Below are 18,634 nucleotides of genomic sequence, written 5' to 3'. Positions count from 1 at the left end.
GTATGCGGTACACGCGCTTCAGCCTACGGTTCCTGGCTGATATACAGCACCGCTCGGCCGTCGGCGGTCAATGACGGCTGGCCGCCCCGGTCGTTGCCCTGGTCGGTCAGGTTGCGGACGATACCACCCCTCAGCAGCACAACATCGAAGCCCTCTCCGCTGCGCGCGTCGATCAACGGACGGTAATCGCAGCCATCCGCAAAATGACGAAGCGCATCGGAAATATCCGGCATTGCATAGAAACGATCATCCTCGCCGGGCGCGATCCGGTACGCCTCCAGTGAGTCGATCAGGCCGGCATCGGTTTCGCCTCGGCCGATCTCCAGCTCCGCCTGATAGTACAGCAGATCGTAGCGCTGTTTCGCGCTGGGCAAGTCACCTGCGGCCAACACCGCCTGCTCAAGGGCAAGCGCGGCGGCCGCGTGATCGGCTGATCCATAAGCGTGTGTCCTGGTGACGCCCGTCCAGGCATTGAACGCCTCATCCGGCAGGCCGTTGGCGGAGGCTTCCCGCGCGGCCGAAGTCAAAGTCTGGACGGCGGATGCAAAATCATTCGTCATGCGCTGCAGACTGCCCAGTTCGAGCAGGGCCTGGGCCCGTGTCGACCGTCCGGCGAGGATGCCAGTGGCCGCAGGGCGGACATCGCCGCCCGCGCCGGGCCGGGATCAAGCCGTCCTTCGACCCGGTAGGTCCGCACGAAACCATCCTTGGCCTGACGCGCGGCGGCGAGACCGTCGGTTTGTCCCACAACCGGTGTCGCCGCCATCATGATCGGCCCCATGTCCAAGGCCCTGATCCCAGGGACCGGTCCGCGGGGCGCCAATCCACGCGCCTCCGGTTCGTGGTCGTTGTCGCCGCAGTCCGGTCATGCCGCGCCCTTCCGCCGGTTGCCGGGACCGCACGGGCCGGCTGGCTTTGTCGGGAAGCCCGTGCAGCCTATCACGATGCGCGCATACACGGGAGAAAAACCGGATAAGTCACCGCCTTGGCTGGAAACGGACGGGGCGCCGGGTTAGGGATGGATGCGCGAAGCCCGCACCAGAACGGCGCCGGACAGGAGAATGACGATAATGCCCAAGCAGATCCGCCTGAATGCCTTCGATATGAACTGCGTCGGCCACATCCAGCACGGCATGTGGACCCATCCGCGCGACCGGGCGATGGACTACACCTCGCTGGCTTATTGGCAGCATCTGGCGCGCACGGCGGAGCGTGGGTTGTTCGATGGCATCTTCCTGGCCGACATCGTGGGCGTCTACGACGTCTACAAGAACGGGCCGGAGACGGCGATCGCCGGCGGCGTGCAGATCCCGGTGAACGACCCGATGCTGCTGGTGCCGGCGATGGCCGCGGTCACCACCCATGTCGGCTTCGGCGTCACCAGCAACCTGACTTACGAGCCACCCTATCTGTTCGCCCGCCGCGCCTCCACGCTCGATCATCTGACCGGTGGCCGGTTCGGCTGGAATATCGTCACCGGCTACCTGGACAGCGCGGCGCGCGGCATGGGGCTGCCGGTGCAGCACGACCATGACACGCGTTACGAACTGGCAGAGGAATACATGCAGGTCGTCTACAAGCTGTGGGAAGGCAGCTGGGAGGATGACGCGGTGCGGCGCGACCGCGCCGGCGGCGTCTACGCCGATCCCGCCAAGGTGCATCGCGTCCAGCATGAGGGCACGCATTACCGGCTGGATGCCATCCACTTGTCCGAACCGTCTCCGCAACGGACACCGGTATTGTATCAGGCCGGATCCTCAGCCCGCGGTCGGGAATTCGCCGCTACGCACGCCGAATGCGTGTTCATCAACGGCATGGACGAAGCGAATATCCGCGAGACCGTCACCGACCTGCGCCGCCGAACCGCCGCGCGCGGACGCGATCCGCGGGATCTGCTGGTCTTCCTCAGCCGCACCACCGTGGTCGGCCGCACGGCGAAGGAGGCACGGGAGAAATACGAGGAGTACCACCGTCACGCCAACGTCGAAGCAGCACTGGCGCATTTCTCGAGTTCTTCCGGCATCGATTTCTCCCGCTACGAGATGGATGAACCGTTCCGCTACGAGAAGACCAATGCGATGAACTCGGCGGTGGACGCCATTACGCGCCAGGCCAGCACGCCGTGGACGAAACGGCGGCTGATCGAACAGATGGGCCTCGGCAGCCGCAACGCCCCCATCGTCGGATCAGGAGACGAGGTCGCCGAGGCGCTGATCCGCCTGGTGGATGAAACCGATATCGACGGCTACAACCTCAGCCGCACGGTCTCGCCGGAATCGCTGGAAGACTTCGTCGCGCTGGTGGTGCCGGCGTTGCAGGAACGCGGCGCGTTCAAGCACGGTTACGAAGACGGCCCATTGCGGCAGAAGCTGTTCGGCGCGCCGCGCCTCCCGGCCTCCCACCCCGCCGCCGGCTACCGTCCGGTCACCGCCGTCCAGCGGACGGCAGCGGAATGACGGGCGCTGCCATGACAGACCAACCCGATCCCGCCGCCGCCCTGGCCGCCCATGTCGCGAGCACCCGCTTCCAGGACCTTCCCGACGCCACGGTCGAGGCGACCAAGCGCGACCTGATGGATACGCTGGGATGCGCCCTGGGTGGCAGCGGCGCGCCCGGCATCGCCGCGCTGCTGAAACTGTTCCGGCGCTGGGGCGGCGCCGGTGAATCCGGCCTGCTGCTGGTGGACGGCCGGCTGCCGGCGCCACAGGCCGCTTTCATCCACGGCGCAATGGCGCATGCGCTGGATTATGACGACACCTATGACCGCGGCGGATCAATCCATCCTGGCGCCTCGGTGCTCGGTGCGGCGCTGGCGACCGCCGAGATCGTCGCGAATGTGACCGGACGCGACCTGATCCTGGCCGCCGCGCTTGGCCTGGATGTGTCGTGTCGCATCGCGCTGGCCGCGACAGTGGATCGGGGGTGGCACCGCACCTCGGCGATCGGTGTGTTCGGTGCCACCGCCGTCGCGGGCAAGCTGCTGGGGCTGTCCGCCGGCCAGATGCATCATGCATTGGGCATCGCCCTGTCCAGCGCCGCCGGCAGCCGGCAATGCATCGTGGACGGGGCGCTGACCAAGCGCTTCCAGGCCGGCCAGGCAGCCAGTGCCGGCATCGTCGCCGCGCTGCTGGCCGCCGACGGATTTACCGGCGCGGTCGACGTCTTTACCGGCCGCTTCGGCTTCTATCCGCTGTATCAACCCGGCCCGAACGATCTGGACATGTTGACGGCCGAGCTGGGCCGCGTGTGGCGTGGCGATGATGTCAGCTTCAAGCCGTATCCTTGTGGCCGGCCGCTGCATGCCGCGATCGACGGCGCCATCGCGCTGCACCAGGCGTTGGGCCTGGATGACGGCGGCACGCTGGACAGCGTGACGGTCACCGCCGCCCCCTCGGTCGTGGCGGAGTATTTCCTCGGCGCTCCGCACAAGCGGGCGCCGACGCAGATCGTGGAGGCGCAATTTGCTCTGCCGTACCTGCTGGCCGCCGGCCTGCTGTATGGCCGCGTCGGCATCGACCAGGTCGCGCAGTTCTCCGATCCGCGCGTGCTGGAACTGGCACAGCGCATCCAGGGCGTGTCGGAGGACGGACCACCGGGCATCACCGCCCGCCGTGGTGACGGACGCAGCGCCAGCCGCATGTTCGGGATTCCGCTGGGGGCGCCGGAAAACCCGCTGAGCGAGGCGCAGCGGGTGGAAAAATTCCGCGATTGCGCGGCGCATGCGGTGCGCCCGATCAAGGCCACGACCGTCGACCGGCTGCTGGAACTGCTGAACGGGCTGGAAACCGTCCCCGACGGCAAGGCAGTGGCAGCGCTGCTGGCTTGACCCCGAAGACGCCTGCAGGCGCGGCCCGACTTACCGCCAAGGGAATGAACGTGAAAATCCTCCGGCATCGCTTGACGCTAGGGACCGTGGCGCCGATCCAGTTCCTGGATGTGACCCAACCCGTCCGCGACTGGGTCGCCGCCAGCGGCCTCCGCGACGGTCTGCTCACCCTCCTGTCCCCCCACACCACCGCTCGGATCAACATCAACGAATCCGAGGAACGGTTGCAACGCGACATGACCGGTTTCCTGAAGCGGCTGGCGCCGCGCGACGGGGACTGGCTGCACAACCTGGAAACGGTGGACGACCGTGACAATGCGCATGCGCATCTGCTGGGGTTGTTCATGGCGTCGTCGGAAACGATCCCGGTGGCGGACGGCGCACTGACCTTGGGCGGTTGGCAGTCGATCTTCTTCGTGGAGCTGGACGGGCCGCGTCCGGCGCGGTCGCTGGACCTGCAATTGATGGGCCCGGCATGACGGACGATGACATCGCCGGCTTCTTTGCCCGCCGCGGCGACTTGGACCCGGATGCCTATCTGGAACTGGACTTCGACTTCGAATGTGCCGGCGACCCGCGCGCGGCGGCGGCGCATCTCTGCAGCGAGCAATCCACCGCGCAATGGCACCGCATTGGAATCGATGAGGATTTTCGGCCTCGTTTCGCTGCCAGGGTAGTGGAGCTGGAAGTCTCGCCGCGCCCGGCCGGGTTCAGCCTTCCCGTCACCTGCGCAGCGTCCGGCCCGGTCCATGCGTGCCGCGCCACCATCGCCCATCCGCACGGCAATTTCGGCCCGCGCCTGCCGAATCTGTTGTCGGCCGTGGGTGGGGAAGGTGTGTTCTTCGCGCCTGGCATTCCGCTGATCCGGCTGCAGGACATCCGCTTTCCTGACGCCTATCTGGCGGCGTTCGAGGGGCCGCGCTTCGGCCTGGCCGGGTTGCGGGAGCGGCTGAACGCACATGGCCGCCCGATCTTCTTCGGCGTGATCAAGCCCAATATCGGCCTGCCGCCCGATGCCTTCGCGGCGTTGGGCTACCAGGCCTGGTTGGGCGGGCTGGATATCGCCAAGGATGACGAGATGCTGGCGGACATGGCGTGGTGTCCGCTGGCGGAGCGCGCCGCGCTGCTGGGGCAGGCGGCCCGCCAAGCAGCACGGGAAACCGGGGCGCCGAAGCTGTACCTGGCCAACGTCACCGACGAGGTCGACCGGATGCCGGCACTGCATGATGAAGCCGTGGCGGCTGGGGCCGGGGCGGTGCTGGCGAACGCGATGCCGGTCGGGCTGAGCGGGGCGCGGATGCTGCGCCGCCATGCCACCGTGCCACTGATCGCGCATTTCCCCTTCATCGCGGCGTTCAGCCGTGTGCCGATGCACGGCGTCCATTCGCGCGTCATGACGCGCCTGCAGCGGCTGGCCGGGTTCGACGCGGTCATCATGCCGGGTTTTGGCCCGCGCATGATGACGCCGGAGCAGGAGGTGCTGGACTGCGTGCATGCCTGTCTGGATTCGATGGGACCGATCAAGCCGGTCCTGCCGGTGCCCGGCGGCAGCGATTCGGCGGCAACACTGGAAACGGTCTTCCGGAAGGTTGGCCACGTGGATTTCGGGTTCGTGCCCGGGCGTGGCGTCTTTGGCCATCCCATGGGACCGCGTGGCGGGGCAGCCAGCATCCGCCAGGCCTGGGACGCCATCGCGACCGGCACGCCGGTGCGGGATCACGCGGCACGCCACGCCGAGCTCGCGGCTGCGCTGCAGGCCTTCGGGACACCCTGACAGGCGAATTCGACCCGGCATTTTCTGCCGATCAGAGGGCGACGGTTACATGGGGACAGCCATTTCCGCGCGCTCACGGATTTTGTAACAGCGGCACAACGTTTGCTGCGGTGGCACGGCACGTAGAGCAAAAGGAGTCTCGGCCCGTGTCAGTCAGTGCGATCGGCAGCAGCGGTGACCTGCTACAATATCTGCAATCGCTGCGATCCTCCCAGGCCAGGTCCGGCCAGGATGCCCCGTCGGCCAGCGATGCTTCATCGGGCGGCAGCGTTCAGGGCACGCCGCCCGGCCCCCCGCCTGGACCGCCGCCTTCGTCCTCCTCGTCCGACGGCGACGGCGACAGCGACAACGCATTCAGCGACGCGTCATCGACCGACGGATCCGGCAGCGGGCTGAGCCGCCTGGTCAGCGACATGCAGAAATTCCTGAATGAATACAACGCTGAGAACGGCGGCAGCACGGCGGCCACCACGACGTCGTCCTCGCCGTCGACGGCGTCCGACAGCGGCGGCACCGCCTCCTCGGATACCACATCGTCCGCCACTTCATCGTCCGATGCGCTGGCGCAGGATCTTGCGGACATTGGCAAGGACTTGTCCGGCCTATCCGGCGCGCATCATCATCGGCCGCCGCCACCGCCGGATGGCAACCAGCCGGACGATACCGGCACCAGCGGTGGCGACAACACCGCGTTGTCATCCGGCACGACCGGTTCGGCATCATTGAGCGATTCGTCTCAGTCGGCCGCGCAATTGCTGTCCCAGACACTACAGGCGTTGCAGACGGCGATTTCGCAGTCGGGCCAATCGGCGGCGCAGAGCGGCGTGAGCCTGATCGTGTGAACCCGGGCAGCGAGCGGTAGGCCGGTACGGTGCCGCCGGACCGGAAAGCGCATCCGAGGCGGCAGGGCGCAGCGTCCGAGGTCATGCGTGGCGCGTGGCGATCGCTCCGTACCACGCCGCTCCCGCCGGCCCGGAGGCGGCATGAATCCCGGATGACATGGCCAGGCGAGGGACGATCGGCCAGGGGCCGGATTACGCGACGCTCCAGGGGGAAGCGGGCAGATTGGCTGGCCCAACACGTTGAGGGGGGCGGGGGGCTGACGCTGTCATTCGCCTGCCACCGCAGGATGGGCGGTGCAGGGCATCGCCCACCGCGCGACCGCCTGACTACATCGCGACCGAGAAGCCGCCATCAACCGGGATTGCCGTTCCGGTCACGAAATCGGATGCCGGGCTGGCCAGGAACGCGGCCACGCCGGCCATGTCATGCGGCGTGCCCCAACGGCCGAACGGCGTGCGCTTCTCGACGCTCTCATGCAGGCCGTCGACCTGCTGGCGGGCGCGCTTGGTCAGATCGGTATCGATCCAGCCTGGCAGCACCGCATTCACCTGGATATTGTCCTTCGCCCAGGCGGTCGCCAGCGCTCGGCTCATCTGCACGATGCCGCCCTTGCTGGAGGCATAGGGCGTCGCATAGGGCGCGCCAAACAGCGACATCATCGAACCGATGTTGATGATCTTGCCACCGCCGGCCTGCTTCAACGCCGGATACGCCGCCTGCGAGGCCAGGAAGGCACTGGTCAGATTGGTGTCCAGCACATGATGCCATTCCTCCTCGGAATAGTCCTCGGGCATTTTGCGGATCGACGTGCCGGCGTTGTTCACCAGGATATCCACCCGGCCCAGGGCTTGCACCGACTGTGCGATCATCGCGACACAGTCGGCCTTGCGGGTGACATCGGCGCTGACGAAGACCGCTTCCACCCCCAGTTCACGCAGCGAATCCAGGGCGCTGGCGGCCTTCTCGGCGTTGCGGCCGACCACGACGATATTGGCGCCGCAGGAGGCGATGCCCCGTGCCATGCCCAGGCCAATGCCGCCATTGCCGCCGGTGATGACGGCGACTTTGCCGCGCAGGTCGAACAGGTTCACCACGTTTTCTCCTTATGCGCGCGGATGGCGCCGGCATGGCCGGACGACGACGACGGACAGCATGATCCGGTGAACCGCCCGACGCAAGACCAGGCAATTTGATGAAAACCCGAGAATATAACATGGGCTACAGAGTGCAGGCTTGACCGTTTCGTAACGAAACTGATATGTTGACATCTGTCCGGCACGCTCCTAACCCGCTGCCTCCGCCCGCGGATGGCAAGCCGGGTGTTGGGAGAGCGGGCCTGCGCATGTGCCTTCGGGCCTGGTGCGGTGATGGCAACAGATCAGCCGCACGCAGCCGCCACACCCTGCCGGCGCTGGTCGGGACGGCAGTGGCGACCAGCCTCGATGCCTTGGCGATGGGCGTCACTCTCGCCTTCATGAACGTCAACATCCTGGCGGCCGCGGTGACCATCGGGTTGACAACGGGGTTGGTGGCGACCGTCGGGGTATCTGCCGGTCGTTGGTTGGGTCCGGCCGGCCAGTCCACAGGGACCAATCCACGGGGGCAGTCTACGAGGGGCAGTCCACGAGCGGACAGTCCATGGCGGCCGGCACACTGGCCGCCATGGTACGGCATCCGAATGTACCGTCTGATCAGGGTGCCAGCTTCGTCTCCGCCAGGTGGTCGAAGCGCTTCCGGAACGTCCCCAGACCCATGGTCTGCGACCGAAGCTCGATGATCAGATCATGCAGCTCGGCTTCCGGCACCAACGCCTCCACGTCGTCCCACCCGGCCCAGCCCGCACGTTCGGCAAAGCCCAGGATCTGCCCGCGCCGCCCCGTCAACAGGCGCTGCGCCCTGGCGGTATAGTCGTTCGGCACGCTGACGGTGACCCGGTCCACCGGTTCCAGCAGCACCGGGTCGGCTTTCGCCAGCGCCTCCTTCATCGCGATCTGGGTGGCGGTCTTGAACGCCATGTCGGAACTGTCGACGGCGTGGAATCCGCCATCGACCAGAGTGACCGCGATATCGACCACCGGGTAGCCGAACGGACCTTTCTGCGTCGCCTCCTCGGCGGCATCGCCGACAGCCGGAATGAAATTGCGCGGCACGGCCCCGCCGACGATCTTGTCGACAAATGCAAAGCCTTCGCCGCGATGGCGCGGCGCAACGTCGATCTTTACGTCCGCGAACTGGCCATGCCCTCCCGTCTGTCGCTTCAACCGGCCATGTTCATGCACCGGCTTGCGGATCGTTTCCTTATACGCCACCTGCGGCTTGTGCGTATTCACCTTCAATCCAAAGGCCTTCGCCAGATGGGCAATAGTAGCCTGCAGATGCATTTCGCCCTGGCCGTGCAGAACCGTCTCCTGCTCCTGCGTCACGAACAGCGACGGATCCTCCTCTACCAGTTTCTGCAAGGCCCCGGACAGTTTCACATCGTCCTTGCGATCCGTCGTGGTGATCGCCAATGCGTAGACCGGCGGTGTTGCCTCTGGAAACGGCAGCGCCTCGGCGGATCCATTGGCTGACAGCGTCGCGCCGGTCGTCACCGTCTCCAGGCGACCCAACGCGACCACCTCACCGGCTTTCGCCTCGGGCACCTTCGCCAGATCGCCGTTGACGAAACGATACACGCCGCCCAGGCGATTGCCGTTCAGCTGGGCACCATCGGCAATCGTTCCGTACCAGACACGGGCGTAGGACAGCTTGCCCGTGTGACCGGCATAGGCGGTCTTGAACACCTGCGCCACGACCTGACCGCCGGCATCGATGGATTTGCGATCGGCGGTCTCGTTAACCTCGGGCGTGTCATGCCGCAGCGTCTTCCATAGCCGCCGCACGCCGCCGGCGTTTTCGGCGCAGCCCAGCAGCACCTCCACCACCGACCCGTCCAGCAGGTCCTTGTGCATGTCGCGGTAGATTTCCTCCGGCGTCGGCTTCACGTCCTCCAGCAGCTTTTCCAGCAGCGTATCGTCGTGGTCGGCCAGCGTTTCCAACAGGCGGCCGCGGGCGTCCTGCTCCTCGGCCAGCATCGCGGCGGGAATCTGGATCAGCTCCGATGCCTGGCCCTTGCGGTACTGATAGGCCCGCTCGCTCATCAGGTCGACATAGCCGGCGACGGCGTTATCCCGCATGATCGGCATCTGCCGCAGTACCAGCGGCGCGCCGGCCTGGGCCTGCAGCGCGGCCAGGGTCTCGGCCAGCCCGGCGTCCAGCGTGTCGATCTTGTTGATGAACAGCAGGTGCGGAATCCCCTCATCACGCAGCATCTTCATCAGCGGCGCGATCGTGGCGGCCTTGGCCGGATTGGGCTCACACACCACCACGGCGATATCGGCCACCGCCAGGGCGGCATTGGTTTCGAAGGCAAACTCGATGGAGCCGGGGCAGTCCAGCACCGCCCACGCGTCCTCCAGGTAGGTGCAATGGCCGACACGGATCTCGGTCGTGGCAGGACGGTTGCGCGGGTCAGCGGGCCGCTTCACCGGGGCGCCGGCAGCTTCCAGCATCGCCTCGAACAGGCAGGACTTGCCGCTGCTGTACGGGCCGACGAGCGCCACGGCGCGGGGAGAGCGGACGTTTCTTGCTTCGGGCATGGCCATACCTCCTTCTTGTCGTCGAAGGCGGTGGCCGAGGTTCACCTGTCTGTCGCGAGGCTTGCCCTCGGCGCGCCCTCGCGACCGGAATGCTAGTCCGGTTTCGGTCGGGCTGAGAAGCGGTGTCTTCAACGGCCCGCCCTTGCACCCGAATCACGGAGCGGTGAGGAAACCCGGGATATCATCAGCCCCGGAACAGAACGGAGGTGACCATGGACAGCTTGCCGATCAGCCGAGCCTTTACCCTGATCGAACCCGGACCGGTCGTGCTGGTCACGACACATGACGCGGGCAAGGACAACGTGATGACGATCAGTTGGACGATGGTGCTCGACTTCGCTGCATCATTCGCGATCACCACAGGCAGCTGGAATTTTTCCTATGCCGCGCTGGAGAGCACCAGAGCCTGCGTGATCGCCGTGCCAACGATCGACCTGCTGGATACGGTCGTCGGTGTGGGAACGTGCTCTGGCCGGAATACCGACAAGTTTGCAAAATTCCGCCTGACGCGCCTGGCGGCAAAGCAGGTGCAGGCGCCGCTGATCCGGCAGTGCGTCGCCCATATCGAATGCCGGGTCGTCGATATCATCGACCGCCACAGCATCGTCGTCCTGGAAGGCGTCGCCGCGCACATGGATCCAGCTCGCAAGGAAAAGCGGATGATCCATGCGATCGGCGACGGCACGTTCGTCGTGGATGGACGGCGATTCGACCGTCGGGAGATGATGCGGTCGAAGCTGCCGCCGGGCCTCTGACACCGAGCGGCATTGATGCTGGGCGTTCCGTCGTCCCTACCCGCCATGGCACGCGGGAAATGCCGGTCGCACATGCGGTCCGCGCCTGTCCGGACTACGTCCGGAATCCCTTGAACCTGCTGGAAATCCGCTGCACCGCGGCAATCACGTCCCGCCGCGTGGCGGACGACGTGCCGGCCGCGAAGTCGATCGACACCGCATCGACGATGCCGCCGTACCGCTTCTCGATCGCTGCCGGCAGTTCGTCATAAGTCGCTCGGGCCACAAACAGGTCCAGCACATCGTCAGGCACCTGGGCCGCCATCTCCGACCATTTGCCCTGTTTCGACAGATCAGTCAGCCGCGGGCCCAGATCGGACAGGCCGTGCAGGTCGAAGACGCCGCGATAGGCGGGGGTCGAACCATAGAAGGCCACGCGGTAGCGCACCTTCTCGGCCGCCTGCCTGACCGCCTCCCTGTCCGGACCGGTGGCCACGAAACCGCCGCCGGTGATTTCGAAATTGTCAAAACTCTTGCCGCAGGCGGCCAGTTCCTCGGCCAGCATCGGCCGCACCACCTGTTCCAGATAGTCGCGCGTCGCGAAGCTGTGCAGGCGGACGCTGTCAGCGTGGCGGGCCGCCATCTTCAGCATCAGCGGGCCAACCGCGGCCATGGCGATCGGCGGCAGCGGCAGTTTTTGCGGCGGCGGCGAGAATTCCGGCGTCATCAGCGAGAAATTGTAATATTTGCCGTGGAAATCCAGCTTTTCCCCGTATTCCCAGCAGCGGAAGATCGCCCGCAGGGCGTCGCAGTATTCGCCCAGCCGGGCAGCGGGCGCGATCCAGGGGGTGGAGAAGCGGCGTTCGTTGTGCGCCTTCACCTGGCTGCCCAGGCCGACGACGAAGCGGCCCCTGGAATGGCTGTGCAGGTCCCAGGCCTGGTTGGCGACGATCATCGGACTACGCGGGAAGGCGATGGCGACCGATGTCACCAGCGATACACGCTGCGTCGCCACCGCCGCGAAAGCGAGCGGGGCGAACGGGTCATGCTTCAGCTCACTGGCGGTGACGGCGTCGGCGCCATCTTCTTCGGCCTGGCGCGCGGCATCGCCACAGGCACGCCAATCCTCCACCGGCAGTCCGATCGATACGCGCATGGATTCCGTCTCCTCTCCCGCGGGTCAGTGTCGTGCAGGCGGGCCACGGTCGCAACCTGCGCAGTGCGGGTGGGCGCAGTGCGGGTGGGCGCGATGCGGATGGGCGATGCGGATCAGAAGACCTGTTCGCCGTGCAGGACGATATCCAGCCCTTCCCGCTCCTCCTCGGCGGTGACGCGCAGGCCCAGCGTGCGATCGACCAGGGTCAGCAGAATCCAGCTCGTGCCGGCGCTCCACAGGATCGTCACCAGAATGGCGGCAGCCTGCACCCCCAGTTGGCCCAGGCCGCCGATGATGATGCCCTCGGGCTGCGCCCGGGTCGCGGTCAGCGGCCCGTAAGCGAACCAGCCGGTGGCCAGCATGCCGATGATGCCGCCAACGCCGTGCACGCCGAATGCGTCCAGGCTGTCATCATAGCGCAGCGCCAGTTTCAAGCTCGTGGCCGCCCAGAAGCAGACGGCGCCGGCCACCAGCCCGATCGCCAGCGCCGGTCCGGGCAGCACGAAGCCGGCGGCGGGCGTGATGGTGACCAACCCGGCCACCGCGCCCGAGATCGCCCCCAGGACGGAGGGTTTGCCATGCAGGAACCACTCGGCGAAGGTCCAGGACAGCGTCGCCCCCGCCGCCGCGACCTGGGTGACCAGCACCGCCATCCCGGCCCTGCCATTGGCGCCCAACGCACCGCCGGCATTGAAGCCCATCCAGCCGACCCACAGCAGAGAGGCACCGACGACGGCGTAGCTGAGATTCCAGGGGGCCATATTCTCCTGACCCAGCCCGATGCGCCGGCCCAGCATCACCGCGCAGACCAGTCCGGTGATGCCGCAGTTGATCTCCACCACCGTGCCGCCGGCGAAATCGGCCACGCCCAGCGCCGCCAGCCAGCCGGTCGGTGCCCAGACCCAGTGTGCCAGCGGCGCGTAGACCAGCAGCGACCATAGCGTCATGAACAGCATCAGTGCCGAGAACTTCATGCGGTCGGCACAGCTGCCGGTGATGACGGCCGGGGTGATAATGGCGAAGGCCATCTGGAACATGATGAAGACGGATTCCGGGATGGTCGTCGGCTGCGCCATTCCGGTGCCCGCCCCCAGGGTGAACGGCTTCGCCCAGTCGATCGCCACCCCCCTGAGGAACAGGCGCGACGTGTCGCCGATCCAGGCGTTGCCGTTGGTGAATGCCAGCGAGTAGCCGGCGACAATCCAGACCACGGTCATCGCCGCGCACAGGCTGAACGACTGCATCATGATCGCCAGCACGTTCTTCTTGCGGACCATCCCGGCATAGAACAGCGCCAGGCCCGGAATCGTCATCAGCAGCACCAGAACGGTGCATAGCAGCATCCAGGCGGTATCACCCGGGTCGACACGTTGCATTTCATTTCCCCTCGGCCGGCGCGCCAATAGTCAAAAAGCGTGCCAGGCCACGGAGGGGCGGAACGCGGCAGCGGAGCGTAGCTGCCTCAAAACCAGGCAGGCGAGGCTGGCCGTCCGACAGGCAGGATGACGGCAATTGCCCGCGCGCACCGCAGAAAACGATGCCTGATTACTGGGCACCAGCGCAGCGGCGAGGGCCCTCTGCCGATCAGAATGTGACGATCTGGCCCGGTGGCTCGCCGGCCCCGGCCTCGGAAGCGACCACCGCCGTCACCTCGACCTCCACTTTCAGTGCCGGCAGCACCAGGGCGGTAACACCGACCAGGGTTGAGGCAGGGCGATGCTCTCCGAAATAGCGCTGGCGCGGCGGGTTCACCTTGGCCCGGTCGTTGATGTCGGTCAGGTAGACATTGACCTTCACGACATGCTCCGGTCCCGCGCCAGCCGCCCGCAGGCAGGCGTCGATATTGGCCAAGGCGACCTCCATCTGCTCCCCGGCATCCGCCGGCACCGTTCCATCTGGACGGGCGCCGACGCTACCAGAGACCCAGACCAGATTCCCGGCGCGGACAACATGGCAGTAATGACTGACCGGCGGGAGTTGCCCATCCACCATCAGGCGCTGAATCTCAGCCATGGTTCAGCCGACCTGCCGGATCAGCGCCGCCCAGCGGTCCAGTATCGGCAGCACCTGATCCTCCTTCGCCGCCGGCAGGCTGGTGGCGACACGAACGATCCCCAGCTCCCGGTAGCGCTTCAGCGTGTCCAGATCCTCCGGCGCGTTGAAGATGGAAACCGGACAGGCGGCATCGTCCCTGCCCGCCTCGGCCAGCATCGCGCGGAATTTCGGTACGACCTCGAACACGTCACCGTGCTGGCCGGGACGCCCGGCCAAGGGAATCCAGCCATCGCCATAGCGGACGGCGCGGCGCGCGCCATGCGGGAAGGCGCCGCCCACGATGACCGGCGGGTGCGGCTTCTGCACTGGTTTCGGCCAGGTCATCATCGGATCGAAAGTGACGAACTCGCCATGATATTCCGGTTTCGATTGGGTCCAGATCGCCTTCATCGCCTCGATCCGCTCCCGCACCAGCTTTGCTCTGCTGGTGAAGGCGGTGCCGTGATTCTCCATTTCCTCAGCGTTCCAGCCGACCCCGATGCCGAACAGAAAGCGCCCGCCTGAAACCTGGTCGATCGAGGCCACCAGTTTCGCCGTCTGGATCGGGTCGCGCTGGTTCACCAGACAGACGCCGGTGCCGATCTTCAGCTTCGTCGTCGCGGCCGCCGCGGCCGTCAGGGTCACGAACGGGTCCATCACGTCATAATATTGTTTCGGCAGTTCCCCACCGCCCGGCCAGGGCGACTTGCGGGATAGCGGGATATGCGAATGCTCCGGCGCCCAGAGGGATTCGAAGCCGCGCTCCTCCAGCGCCTTGGCCAGTGCGGCGGGGGTCATCGAATAGTCGGTCAGGAACATAGAGGCGCCGAAATGCATGGTCCGTCTCCCTGTGTGCTGGCTGAATGCTGAGCATAGTCTGGCATGCACGTATAGCGTCGTCACGCGGGAGACGGCTGCCTCCGGCGCGTGGCGGGACGCTCAGGCATCGGGACACACCCCGGGCATCGTTTCGTCCGGAGTTGACAGCGGCCCCGTCATCGTTGCGACCATGTTCAAGCCGGATGACAACGGACCACATCATGGGCCCGCCAATCCATGCGGCGCGGTCAGCGCATGGCGCGGGCTGGCGAGCCTTGCACCGGCTGGGTAGTCTGCCGATCGATGTCTTTCAGGAGGATGCAGCCATGCCGACCAGTGCCAAGCAGATGATCGAAGCCGCCCGCGCCGTCGTGCCCACGATCACCCCACGGGACGCGGCGGAGCTCGTGAAGACCAAGGGCGCCGTGATCGTGGATATCCGCGACGGGACAGAGATCGCCGCGTCCGGCAAGGTGCAAGGGGCGTTGGCGATTTCCCGCGGGCTGCTGGAATTCAAGGCGGATCCCGATCTGCCGACATATGAGAAAGCGTTGCAGAAGGATAAGCCGGTGATCCTGTACTGTGGCTCTGGCGGCCGGGCGGCGCTGGCCGGCAAGACGCTGCATGACATGGGCTACACCGATGTGCGCAATGCCGGCGGGTTCAAGGACCTGGTCGGCGGCGGCTGGGCGGTGGAAAAGATCTGAAGACGACAAGGGGCGCTACCGCCGCCGGTAACGCCCCTGCCTCGTGGCTCCGAACCGAACCGGATCAGACGGCTTCGGGGGTGTCGCCCTCAAAGATGTCCTCGGCGGTGGGGATTTGATCCTCGTCTTCCTCACCGGTGACGCGTTCACCGCGCGCCTGCCGCTCCGCTTCATCCTGGCTGCGAGCGACATTCACGGTGATGCCGATCACCACTTCCGGATGCAACGCCACACGGACCTTGGCGAGGCCCAGGTTCTTGATCGGATGTTCCAGCACGACTTGGGAGCGGTTCACCGTCAGCCCGTTCTCGTTGCAGGCTTCCGCCACATCTCGGGCGGACACCGACCCGTACAGGCTGCCGGACTCGCCGGCCTGACGGATGATGACGACGGTCATGCCGACGACACGCTCCGCCAGACGCTCCGCTTCCTCACGACGCTTCAGGTTCTGCGCCTCCAACTGGACGCGCTGCCTTTCGAAGTGCGCCAGATTGTCCTTGTTGGCACGGAGGGCCTTCTTCTGCGGCAGAAGGAAATTGCGGGCATAGCCCGGCTTCACCTTCACCACATCGCCCATCTGCCCCAGGTTTTCCACCCGCTGCAGCAGGATCAGTTCAACGGCTGCCATGATCCTCGCTCCTCAGGACACGATATAGGGCAGCAGGGCCAGGAAGCGGGCGCGCTTGATTGCTACCGCCAGCTCCCGCTGCTTCTTCGCCGACACGGCGGTGATCCGGCTCGGCACGATCTTGCCGCGCTCCGACAGGAAGCGGGACAGCAGGCGCACGTCCTTGTAGTCGATCTTCGGCGCGTTCGGGCCGGAGAACGGGCAGGATTTGCGGCGGCGATAGAAGGGGCGGCGCGCGCCAACAGCGGTGCGGCGGGCAGCGGGATTGACTTCGGTATCCGACATGATCGCTTACTCCTCACCGCCGGGACGGAATTCTTCGCGCTGGAATTCGTCGCGGGCGCGGAACTCCTCTCGGTCGTCATAGCCACGGCGGCGGCCGCTTTCGAACCGGCCAGCCGGCTTGGGGCCGCGGAACCCGCGCTCCCGTTCGTCGGACTTGCGCGACAGGATGGCGGACGGGGCTTCCTCGATCTCCTCCACCCGCAGGGTCATGAAGCGCAGGATGTCTTCATTGAGGCCCAGCTTGCGCTCCATCTCGGTGATGAAGGCCGGCTTGGCGTCGAGGCCCAGGAGCATGTAGTGCCCCTTGCGGTTCTTCTTGATCCGGTATGCGAGGCTGCGCAGGCCCCAGTATTCCGTCTTCTTGACGGCGCCGCCCTCGGCTTCAAGTTCGGTCTTGATCTCATCCGCGACAGCTTCGACCTGCTGCTGCGTGACGTCGTTCCGCGCGATGAGCACGGTTTCATATAACGGCATGATAGGACCCCCTATGGCTTGTCTCTGCCCCTGGCCCGAACGGGCCCTTGCCGGGATGGCAAGCAGGCATAGCCGGGAGCGATGCCGTCGCCCCCGGCAGGGAAGGGCGCGCTTCTGGCACAGGCGGCATAGGATGGCAAGGGGTTTGGCGGGTCGTGGATGCCTTGTCCGGCGCCTTCGCCGCGGCGTTGGCCGATCAGCCCATGCCGCCGATGGTCCGCGCCCCGTCCTGGGTTTCCACGCGCATGCCGTCCCTGACCTGCGTCATGCAGGTCTGCACGTTGGGGCGCCCATCGACCTTGGCCAGGCAGTCGAAGCACGCGCCCATCATGCAGTATGGCCCCCGCGAGGCGCCCGACACCGGCGTGGTGCGTGTCGCCGTCACGCCGGCCGCCAACAGGGCGGCAGCCACGCTGTCCCCCGCGCTGGCGGCGACGGGATTGCCGTCGAACCAGATCGTCAGCGCGGCGGGCGCGGTGCGGATCAGCATCAGGCGCCTTTCGGCAGCTTCTTTTCGACGATGCGGGAGAACAGGGCGACCGCATAGGGGATCGAGTCGTCGTTGAAGTCGTACCTGTCGTTGTGGACCGCCGCACTGGCGCCATTGCCGAAATTGATATGGGCGCCGGGAACGCGTTCCAGCATGAAGCTGAAGTCTTCGGACGCCGCGGCGGGGGCGGCGTTGCGGTTCAGGTTTTCCTCCCCTACCAGCTCGGCGGCGGCATCGCCGTAGACCTCCGCTTCGGCATCATCGTTCACCAGCGGTGCGAACAGGAAACGGAAATCGACCTCGGCGGTGGCGCCAAACCCTTCCGCGATATTGACCGAGAGTTGCTTCATCCGCTGCTCGATCGTTTCCATCACCTCCCGCTTCAAGGTGCGGGCGGTGCCGGACATCACGGCGCGCTCCGGTATCACGTTATAGGCGTCGCCGGCCTGGATTTTCGTGATGCTGAGCACCGCCTGGTCATTGGCCGAGATATTCCGCGCGACAACAGACTGCAGCGCCGCGCCCAGGTGGCAGGCGACGACGACAGGATCGATGCTTTCCTGCGGGCGCGCACCATGCGCGCCGCGGCCGGTGATGGTGATGTCGAAGAAGGCACCGCCAGCCATCCGCACGCCCTTGCCGATGATGAATTTTCCGACGTCCAAGCCCGGGCGGTTGTGCATGCCATAGACATAGTTACAAGGGAAACGTTCGAATAGCCCGTCCTTCAGCATCGCCTCGGCACCACCCAGCCCTTCCTCGGCCGGCTGGAAGATGAAGTTGACGGTGCCGTTGAAGTTGCGCGTTTCAGCCAGGTATTTCGCGGCGCCCAGCAGCGTGGCGGTATGCCCGTCATGGCCGCAGGCGTGCATCAGGCCGGGCCGCGTGCTGGCGTGCGGCAGGCCGGTCGCCTCCTGGATCGGCAGCGCGTCCATGTCGGCACGCAATCCCACCGCCGAATCCCCGTTGCCGCTGCGCAACACACCCACCACGCCGGTCTTGCCGACGCCGCGATGCACCTCGATCCCCCATTCCTCCAACTTGCGCGCCACCAGCTCCGCGGTGCGGTACTCCTCCATTCCCAGTTCGGGATTGGCATGAATGTCGCGGCGGATCGCGGCGATTTCGGGCTGGAACTGGCGGGCGCGCTCAAGCGCTTCCAACGCGGCTTCCTTGGGGGCTTCGGTCGGCATGCGGCATGTCCCTGGCGAGGTTCGAGCCAGGAC

The 18,634-nt window shown here is 66.3% G+C and carries 21 protein-coding genes; 8 read left to right on the top strand and 13 right to left on the bottom strand.

Annotated features, from left to right (window positions below; all coding sequences use genetic code 11):
• Positions 1 to 23: 23 nt before the first annotated feature.
• Positions 24 to 560 carry a hypothetical protein gene (locus tag VHC04_RS08815; protein WP_325680150.1) on the bottom strand — a complete coding sequence of 179 codons (537 nt, stop codon included), beginning with the start codon at positions 558 to 560 and terminating at the stop codon, positions 24 to 26.
• Positions 561 to 1,070: 510 nt separating this feature from the next.
• Between VHC04_RS08815 and VHC04_RS08810 the strand changes: the two genes are divergently transcribed.
• Genes VHC04_RS08810 through VHC04_RS08795 form a run of 4 tightly spaced genes read left to right on the top strand, consistent with a single transcriptional unit; the run spans position 1,071 to position 5,600 of the window.
• Positions 1,071 to 2,456 (top strand): LLM class flavin-dependent oxidoreductase, encoded by a 1,386-nt coding sequence (locus VHC04_RS08810; protein ID WP_325680148.1) that lies wholly within the window; start codon positions 1,071 to 1,073, stop codon positions 2,454 to 2,456.
• Positions 2,457 to 2,467: 11 nt separating this feature from the next.
• Positions 2,468 to 3,826, top strand: a complete 1,359-nt coding sequence (locus tag VHC04_RS08805) for an MmgE/PrpD family protein (RefSeq protein ID WP_325680146.1) — start codon at positions 2,468 to 2,470, stop codon at positions 3,824 to 3,826.
• 50 nt (positions 3,827 to 3,876) lie between these two features.
• Positions 3,877 to 4,305: a secondary thiamine-phosphate synthase enzyme YjbQ gene (locus VHC04_RS08800; RefSeq protein WP_325680144.1), complete on the top strand. Its 429-nt coding sequence runs from the start codon at positions 3,877 to 3,879 to the stop codon at positions 4,303 to 4,305.
• Positions 4,302 to 5,600: a RuBisCO large subunit C-terminal-like domain-containing protein gene (locus tag VHC04_RS08795; RefSeq protein WP_325680142.1), complete on the top strand. Its 1,299-nt coding sequence runs from the start codon at positions 4,302 to 4,304 to the stop codon at positions 5,598 to 5,600. Before VHC04_RS08800 ends, VHC04_RS08795 begins: the two co-directional genes overlap by 4 nt.
• Before the next feature lie 271 nt (positions 5,601 to 5,871).
• Here the strand turns inward: VHC04_RS08795 and VHC04_RS08790 are convergent, their stop codons facing one another.
• Positions 5,872 to 6,183, bottom strand: a complete 312-nt coding sequence (locus VHC04_RS08790) for a hypothetical protein (protein WP_325680140.1) — start codon at positions 6,181 to 6,183, stop codon at positions 5,872 to 5,874.
• Between the two features lie 10 nt (positions 6,184 to 6,193).
• Here VHC04_RS08790 and VHC04_RS08785 point away from each other — a divergent pair, with 10 nt between their 5' ends.
• Positions 6,194 to 6,442 (top strand): hypothetical protein, encoded by a 249-nt coding sequence (locus VHC04_RS08785; RefSeq protein WP_325680138.1) that lies wholly within the window; start codon positions 6,194 to 6,196, stop codon positions 6,440 to 6,442.
• 327 nt (positions 6,443 to 6,769) lie between these two features.
• Here VHC04_RS08785 and VHC04_RS08780 read toward each other — a convergent pair whose 3' ends face one another.
• On the bottom strand, positions 6,770 to 7,534 hold the full coding sequence (locus tag VHC04_RS08780) for an SDR family NAD(P)-dependent oxidoreductase (RefSeq protein ID WP_325680136.1): 765 nt from the start codon (positions 7,532 to 7,534) through the stop codon (positions 6,770 to 6,772).
• Between the two features lie 167 nt (positions 7,535 to 7,701).
• Between VHC04_RS08780 and VHC04_RS23005 the strand changes: the two genes are divergently transcribed.
• Positions 7,702 to 8,220: a manganese efflux pump MntP family protein gene (locus VHC04_RS23005; RefSeq protein WP_349255088.1), complete on the top strand. Its 519-nt coding sequence runs from the start codon at positions 7,702 to 7,704 to the stop codon at positions 8,218 to 8,220.
• Here the strand turns inward: VHC04_RS23005 and VHC04_RS08775 are convergent.
• Positions 8,135 to 10,081, bottom strand: coding sequence for an elongation factor G (locus tag VHC04_RS08775; protein ID WP_325680134.1), 1,947 nt, complete (start codon positions 10,079 to 10,081; stop codon positions 8,135 to 8,137). The genes VHC04_RS23005 and VHC04_RS08775 overlap by 86 nt on opposite strands.
• 212 nt (positions 10,082 to 10,293) lie before the next feature.
• Here VHC04_RS08775 and VHC04_RS08770 point away from each other — a divergent pair, with 212 nt between their 5' ends.
• Entirely contained in the window at positions 10,294 to 10,836 is a 543-nt protein-coding gene (locus tag VHC04_RS08770) for a flavin reductase family protein (RefSeq protein WP_325680133.1), read from the top strand.
• Between the two features lie 94 nt (positions 10,837 to 10,930).
• On the opposite strand, the gene VHC04_RS08765 is transcribed toward VHC04_RS08770, so the two are convergent.
• The 4 genes from VHC04_RS08765 to VHC04_RS08750 form a co-directional block, all read right to left on the bottom strand.
• Positions 10,931 to 11,971, bottom strand: a complete 1,041-nt coding sequence (locus VHC04_RS08765) for a TIGR03617 family F420-dependent LLM class oxidoreductase (protein ID WP_325680132.1) — start codon at positions 11,969 to 11,971, stop codon at positions 10,931 to 10,933.
• Positions 11,972 to 12,084: 113 nt separating this feature from the next.
• A complete protein-coding gene (locus tag VHC04_RS08760) occupies positions 12,085 to 13,347 on the bottom strand; it encodes an ammonium transporter (protein ID WP_325680130.1) in 1,263 nt (420 codons plus the stop codon).
• A 208-nt stretch (positions 13,348 to 13,555) separates the two neighbouring features.
• Positions 13,556 to 13,984, bottom strand: coding sequence for a RidA family protein (locus VHC04_RS08755; RefSeq protein ID WP_325680128.1), 429 nt, complete (start codon positions 13,982 to 13,984; stop codon positions 13,556 to 13,558).
• 3 nt (positions 13,985 to 13,987) lie between these two features.
• Positions 13,988 to 14,842 (bottom strand): LLM class F420-dependent oxidoreductase, encoded by an 855-nt coding sequence (locus VHC04_RS08750; RefSeq protein WP_325680126.1) that lies wholly within the window; start codon positions 14,840 to 14,842, stop codon positions 13,988 to 13,990.
• Between the two features lie 308 nt (positions 14,843 to 15,150).
• Between VHC04_RS08750 and VHC04_RS08745 the strand changes: the two genes are divergently transcribed.
• Positions 15,151 to 15,531, top strand: coding sequence for a rhodanese-like domain-containing protein (locus VHC04_RS08745; RefSeq protein WP_325680124.1), 381 nt, complete (start codon positions 15,151 to 15,153; stop codon positions 15,529 to 15,531).
• Positions 15,532 to 15,595: 64 nt separating this feature from the next.
• Here VHC04_RS08745 and rplI read toward each other — a convergent pair whose 3' ends face one another.
• The 5 genes from rplI to VHC04_RS08720 form a co-directional block, all read right to left on the bottom strand.
• On the bottom strand, positions 15,596 to 16,159 hold the full coding sequence (gene rplI / locus VHC04_RS08740; protein ID WP_325680122.1) for a 50S ribosomal protein L9: 564 nt from the start codon (positions 16,157 to 16,159) through the stop codon (positions 15,596 to 15,598).
• A gap of 12 nt (positions 16,160 to 16,171) precedes the next feature.
• Positions 16,172 to 16,444, bottom strand: a complete 273-nt coding sequence (rpsR, locus tag VHC04_RS08735) for a 30S ribosomal protein S18 (protein ID WP_325680120.1) — start codon at positions 16,442 to 16,444, stop codon at positions 16,172 to 16,174.
• 6 nt (positions 16,445 to 16,450) lie between these two features.
• Entirely contained in the window at positions 16,451 to 16,918 is a 468-nt protein-coding gene (gene rpsF / locus VHC04_RS08730) for a 30S ribosomal protein S6 (protein WP_325680118.1), read from the bottom strand.
• Between the two features lie 196 nt (positions 16,919 to 17,114).
• Positions 17,115 to 17,408 carry a (2Fe-2S)-binding protein gene (locus VHC04_RS08725; protein WP_325680116.1) on the bottom strand — a complete coding sequence of 98 codons (294 nt, stop codon included), beginning with the start codon at positions 17,406 to 17,408 and terminating at the stop codon, positions 17,115 to 17,117.
• The gene (locus tag VHC04_RS08720) at positions 17,408 to 18,601 is read right to left on the bottom strand and encodes a M20 aminoacylase family protein (RefSeq protein ID WP_325680114.1); all 1,194 of its coding nucleotides are present in this window, start codon (positions 18,599 to 18,601) and stop codon (positions 17,408 to 17,410) included. Before VHC04_RS08720 ends, VHC04_RS08725 begins: the two co-directional genes overlap by 1 nt.
• Between the last annotated feature and the right edge of the window lie 33 nt (positions 18,602 to 18,634).

This window comes from Rhodopila sp. (assembly GCF_035548095.1).
Lineage (GTDB): Bacteria > Pseudomonadota > Alphaproteobacteria > Acetobacterales > Acetobacteraceae > Rhodopila.
The sequence above is the reverse complement of the archived record's forward strand: the minus strand, read 5'-3'. Positions and strand labels throughout refer to the sequence as shown.

Coding starts and splice junctions, on each gene's coding strand:
- VHC04_RS08770 (WP_325680133.1), top strand. CDS start 10,294: ATGGACAGCTTGCCGATCAGCCGAGCCTTTACCCTGATCGAACCCGGA.
- rpsR (WP_325680120.1), bottom strand. CDS start 16,444: ATGTCGGATACCGAAGTCAATCCCGCTGCCCGCCGCACCGCTGTTGGC.
- VHC04_RS23005 (WP_349255088.1), top strand. CDS start 7,702: ATGTTGACATCTGTCCGGCACGCTCCTAACCCGCTGCCTCCGCCCGCG.
- VHC04_RS08775 (WP_325680134.1), bottom strand. CDS start 10,081: ATGCCCGAAGCAAGAAACGTCCGCTCTCCCCGCGCCGTGGCGCTCGTC.
- VHC04_RS08765 (WP_325680132.1), bottom strand. CDS start 11,971: ATGCGCGTATCGATCGGACTGCCGGTGGAGGATTGGCGTGCCTGTGGC.
- rpsF (WP_325680118.1), bottom strand. CDS start 16,918: ATGCCGTTATATGAAACCGTGCTCATCGCGCGGAACGACGTCACGCAG.
- VHC04_RS08750 (WP_325680126.1), bottom strand. CDS start 14,842: ATGCATTTCGGCGCCTCTATGTTCCTGACCGACTATTCGATGACCCCC.
- VHC04_RS08815 (WP_325680150.1), bottom strand. CDS start 560: ATGACGAATGATTTTGCATCCGCCGTCCAGACTTTGACTTCGGCCGCG.
- VHC04_RS08810 (WP_325680148.1), top strand. CDS start 1,071: ATGCCCAAGCAGATCCGCCTGAATGCCTTCGATATGAACTGCGTCGGC.
- VHC04_RS08760 (WP_325680130.1), bottom strand. CDS start 13,347: ATGCAACGTGTCGACCCGGGTGATACCGCCTGGATGCTGCTATGCACC.
- VHC04_RS08805 (WP_325680146.1), top strand. CDS start 2,468: ATGACAGACCAACCCGATCCCGCCGCCGCCCTGGCCGCCCATGTCGCG.
- rplI (WP_325680122.1), bottom strand. CDS start 16,159: ATGGCAGCCGTTGAACTGATCCTGCTGCAGCGGGTGGAAAACCTGGGG.
- VHC04_RS08795 (WP_325680142.1), top strand. CDS start 4,302: ATGACGGACGATGACATCGCCGGCTTCTTTGCCCGCCGCGGCGACTTG.
- VHC04_RS08790 (WP_325680140.1), bottom strand. CDS start 6,183: ATGTCCGCAAGATCCTGCGCCAGCGCATCGGACGATGAAGTGGCGGAC.
- VHC04_RS08755 (WP_325680128.1), bottom strand. CDS start 13,984: ATGGCTGAGATTCAGCGCCTGATGGTGGATGGGCAACTCCCGCCGGTC.
- VHC04_RS08725 (WP_325680116.1), bottom strand. CDS start 17,408: ATGCTGATCCGCACCGCGCCCGCCGCGCTGACGATCTGGTTCGACGGC.
- VHC04_RS08720 (WP_325680114.1), bottom strand. CDS start 18,601: ATGCCGACCGAAGCCCCCAAGGAAGCCGCGTTGGAAGCGCTTGAGCGC.
- VHC04_RS08745 (WP_325680124.1), top strand. CDS start 15,151: ATGCCGACCAGTGCCAAGCAGATGATCGAAGCCGCCCGCGCCGTCGTG.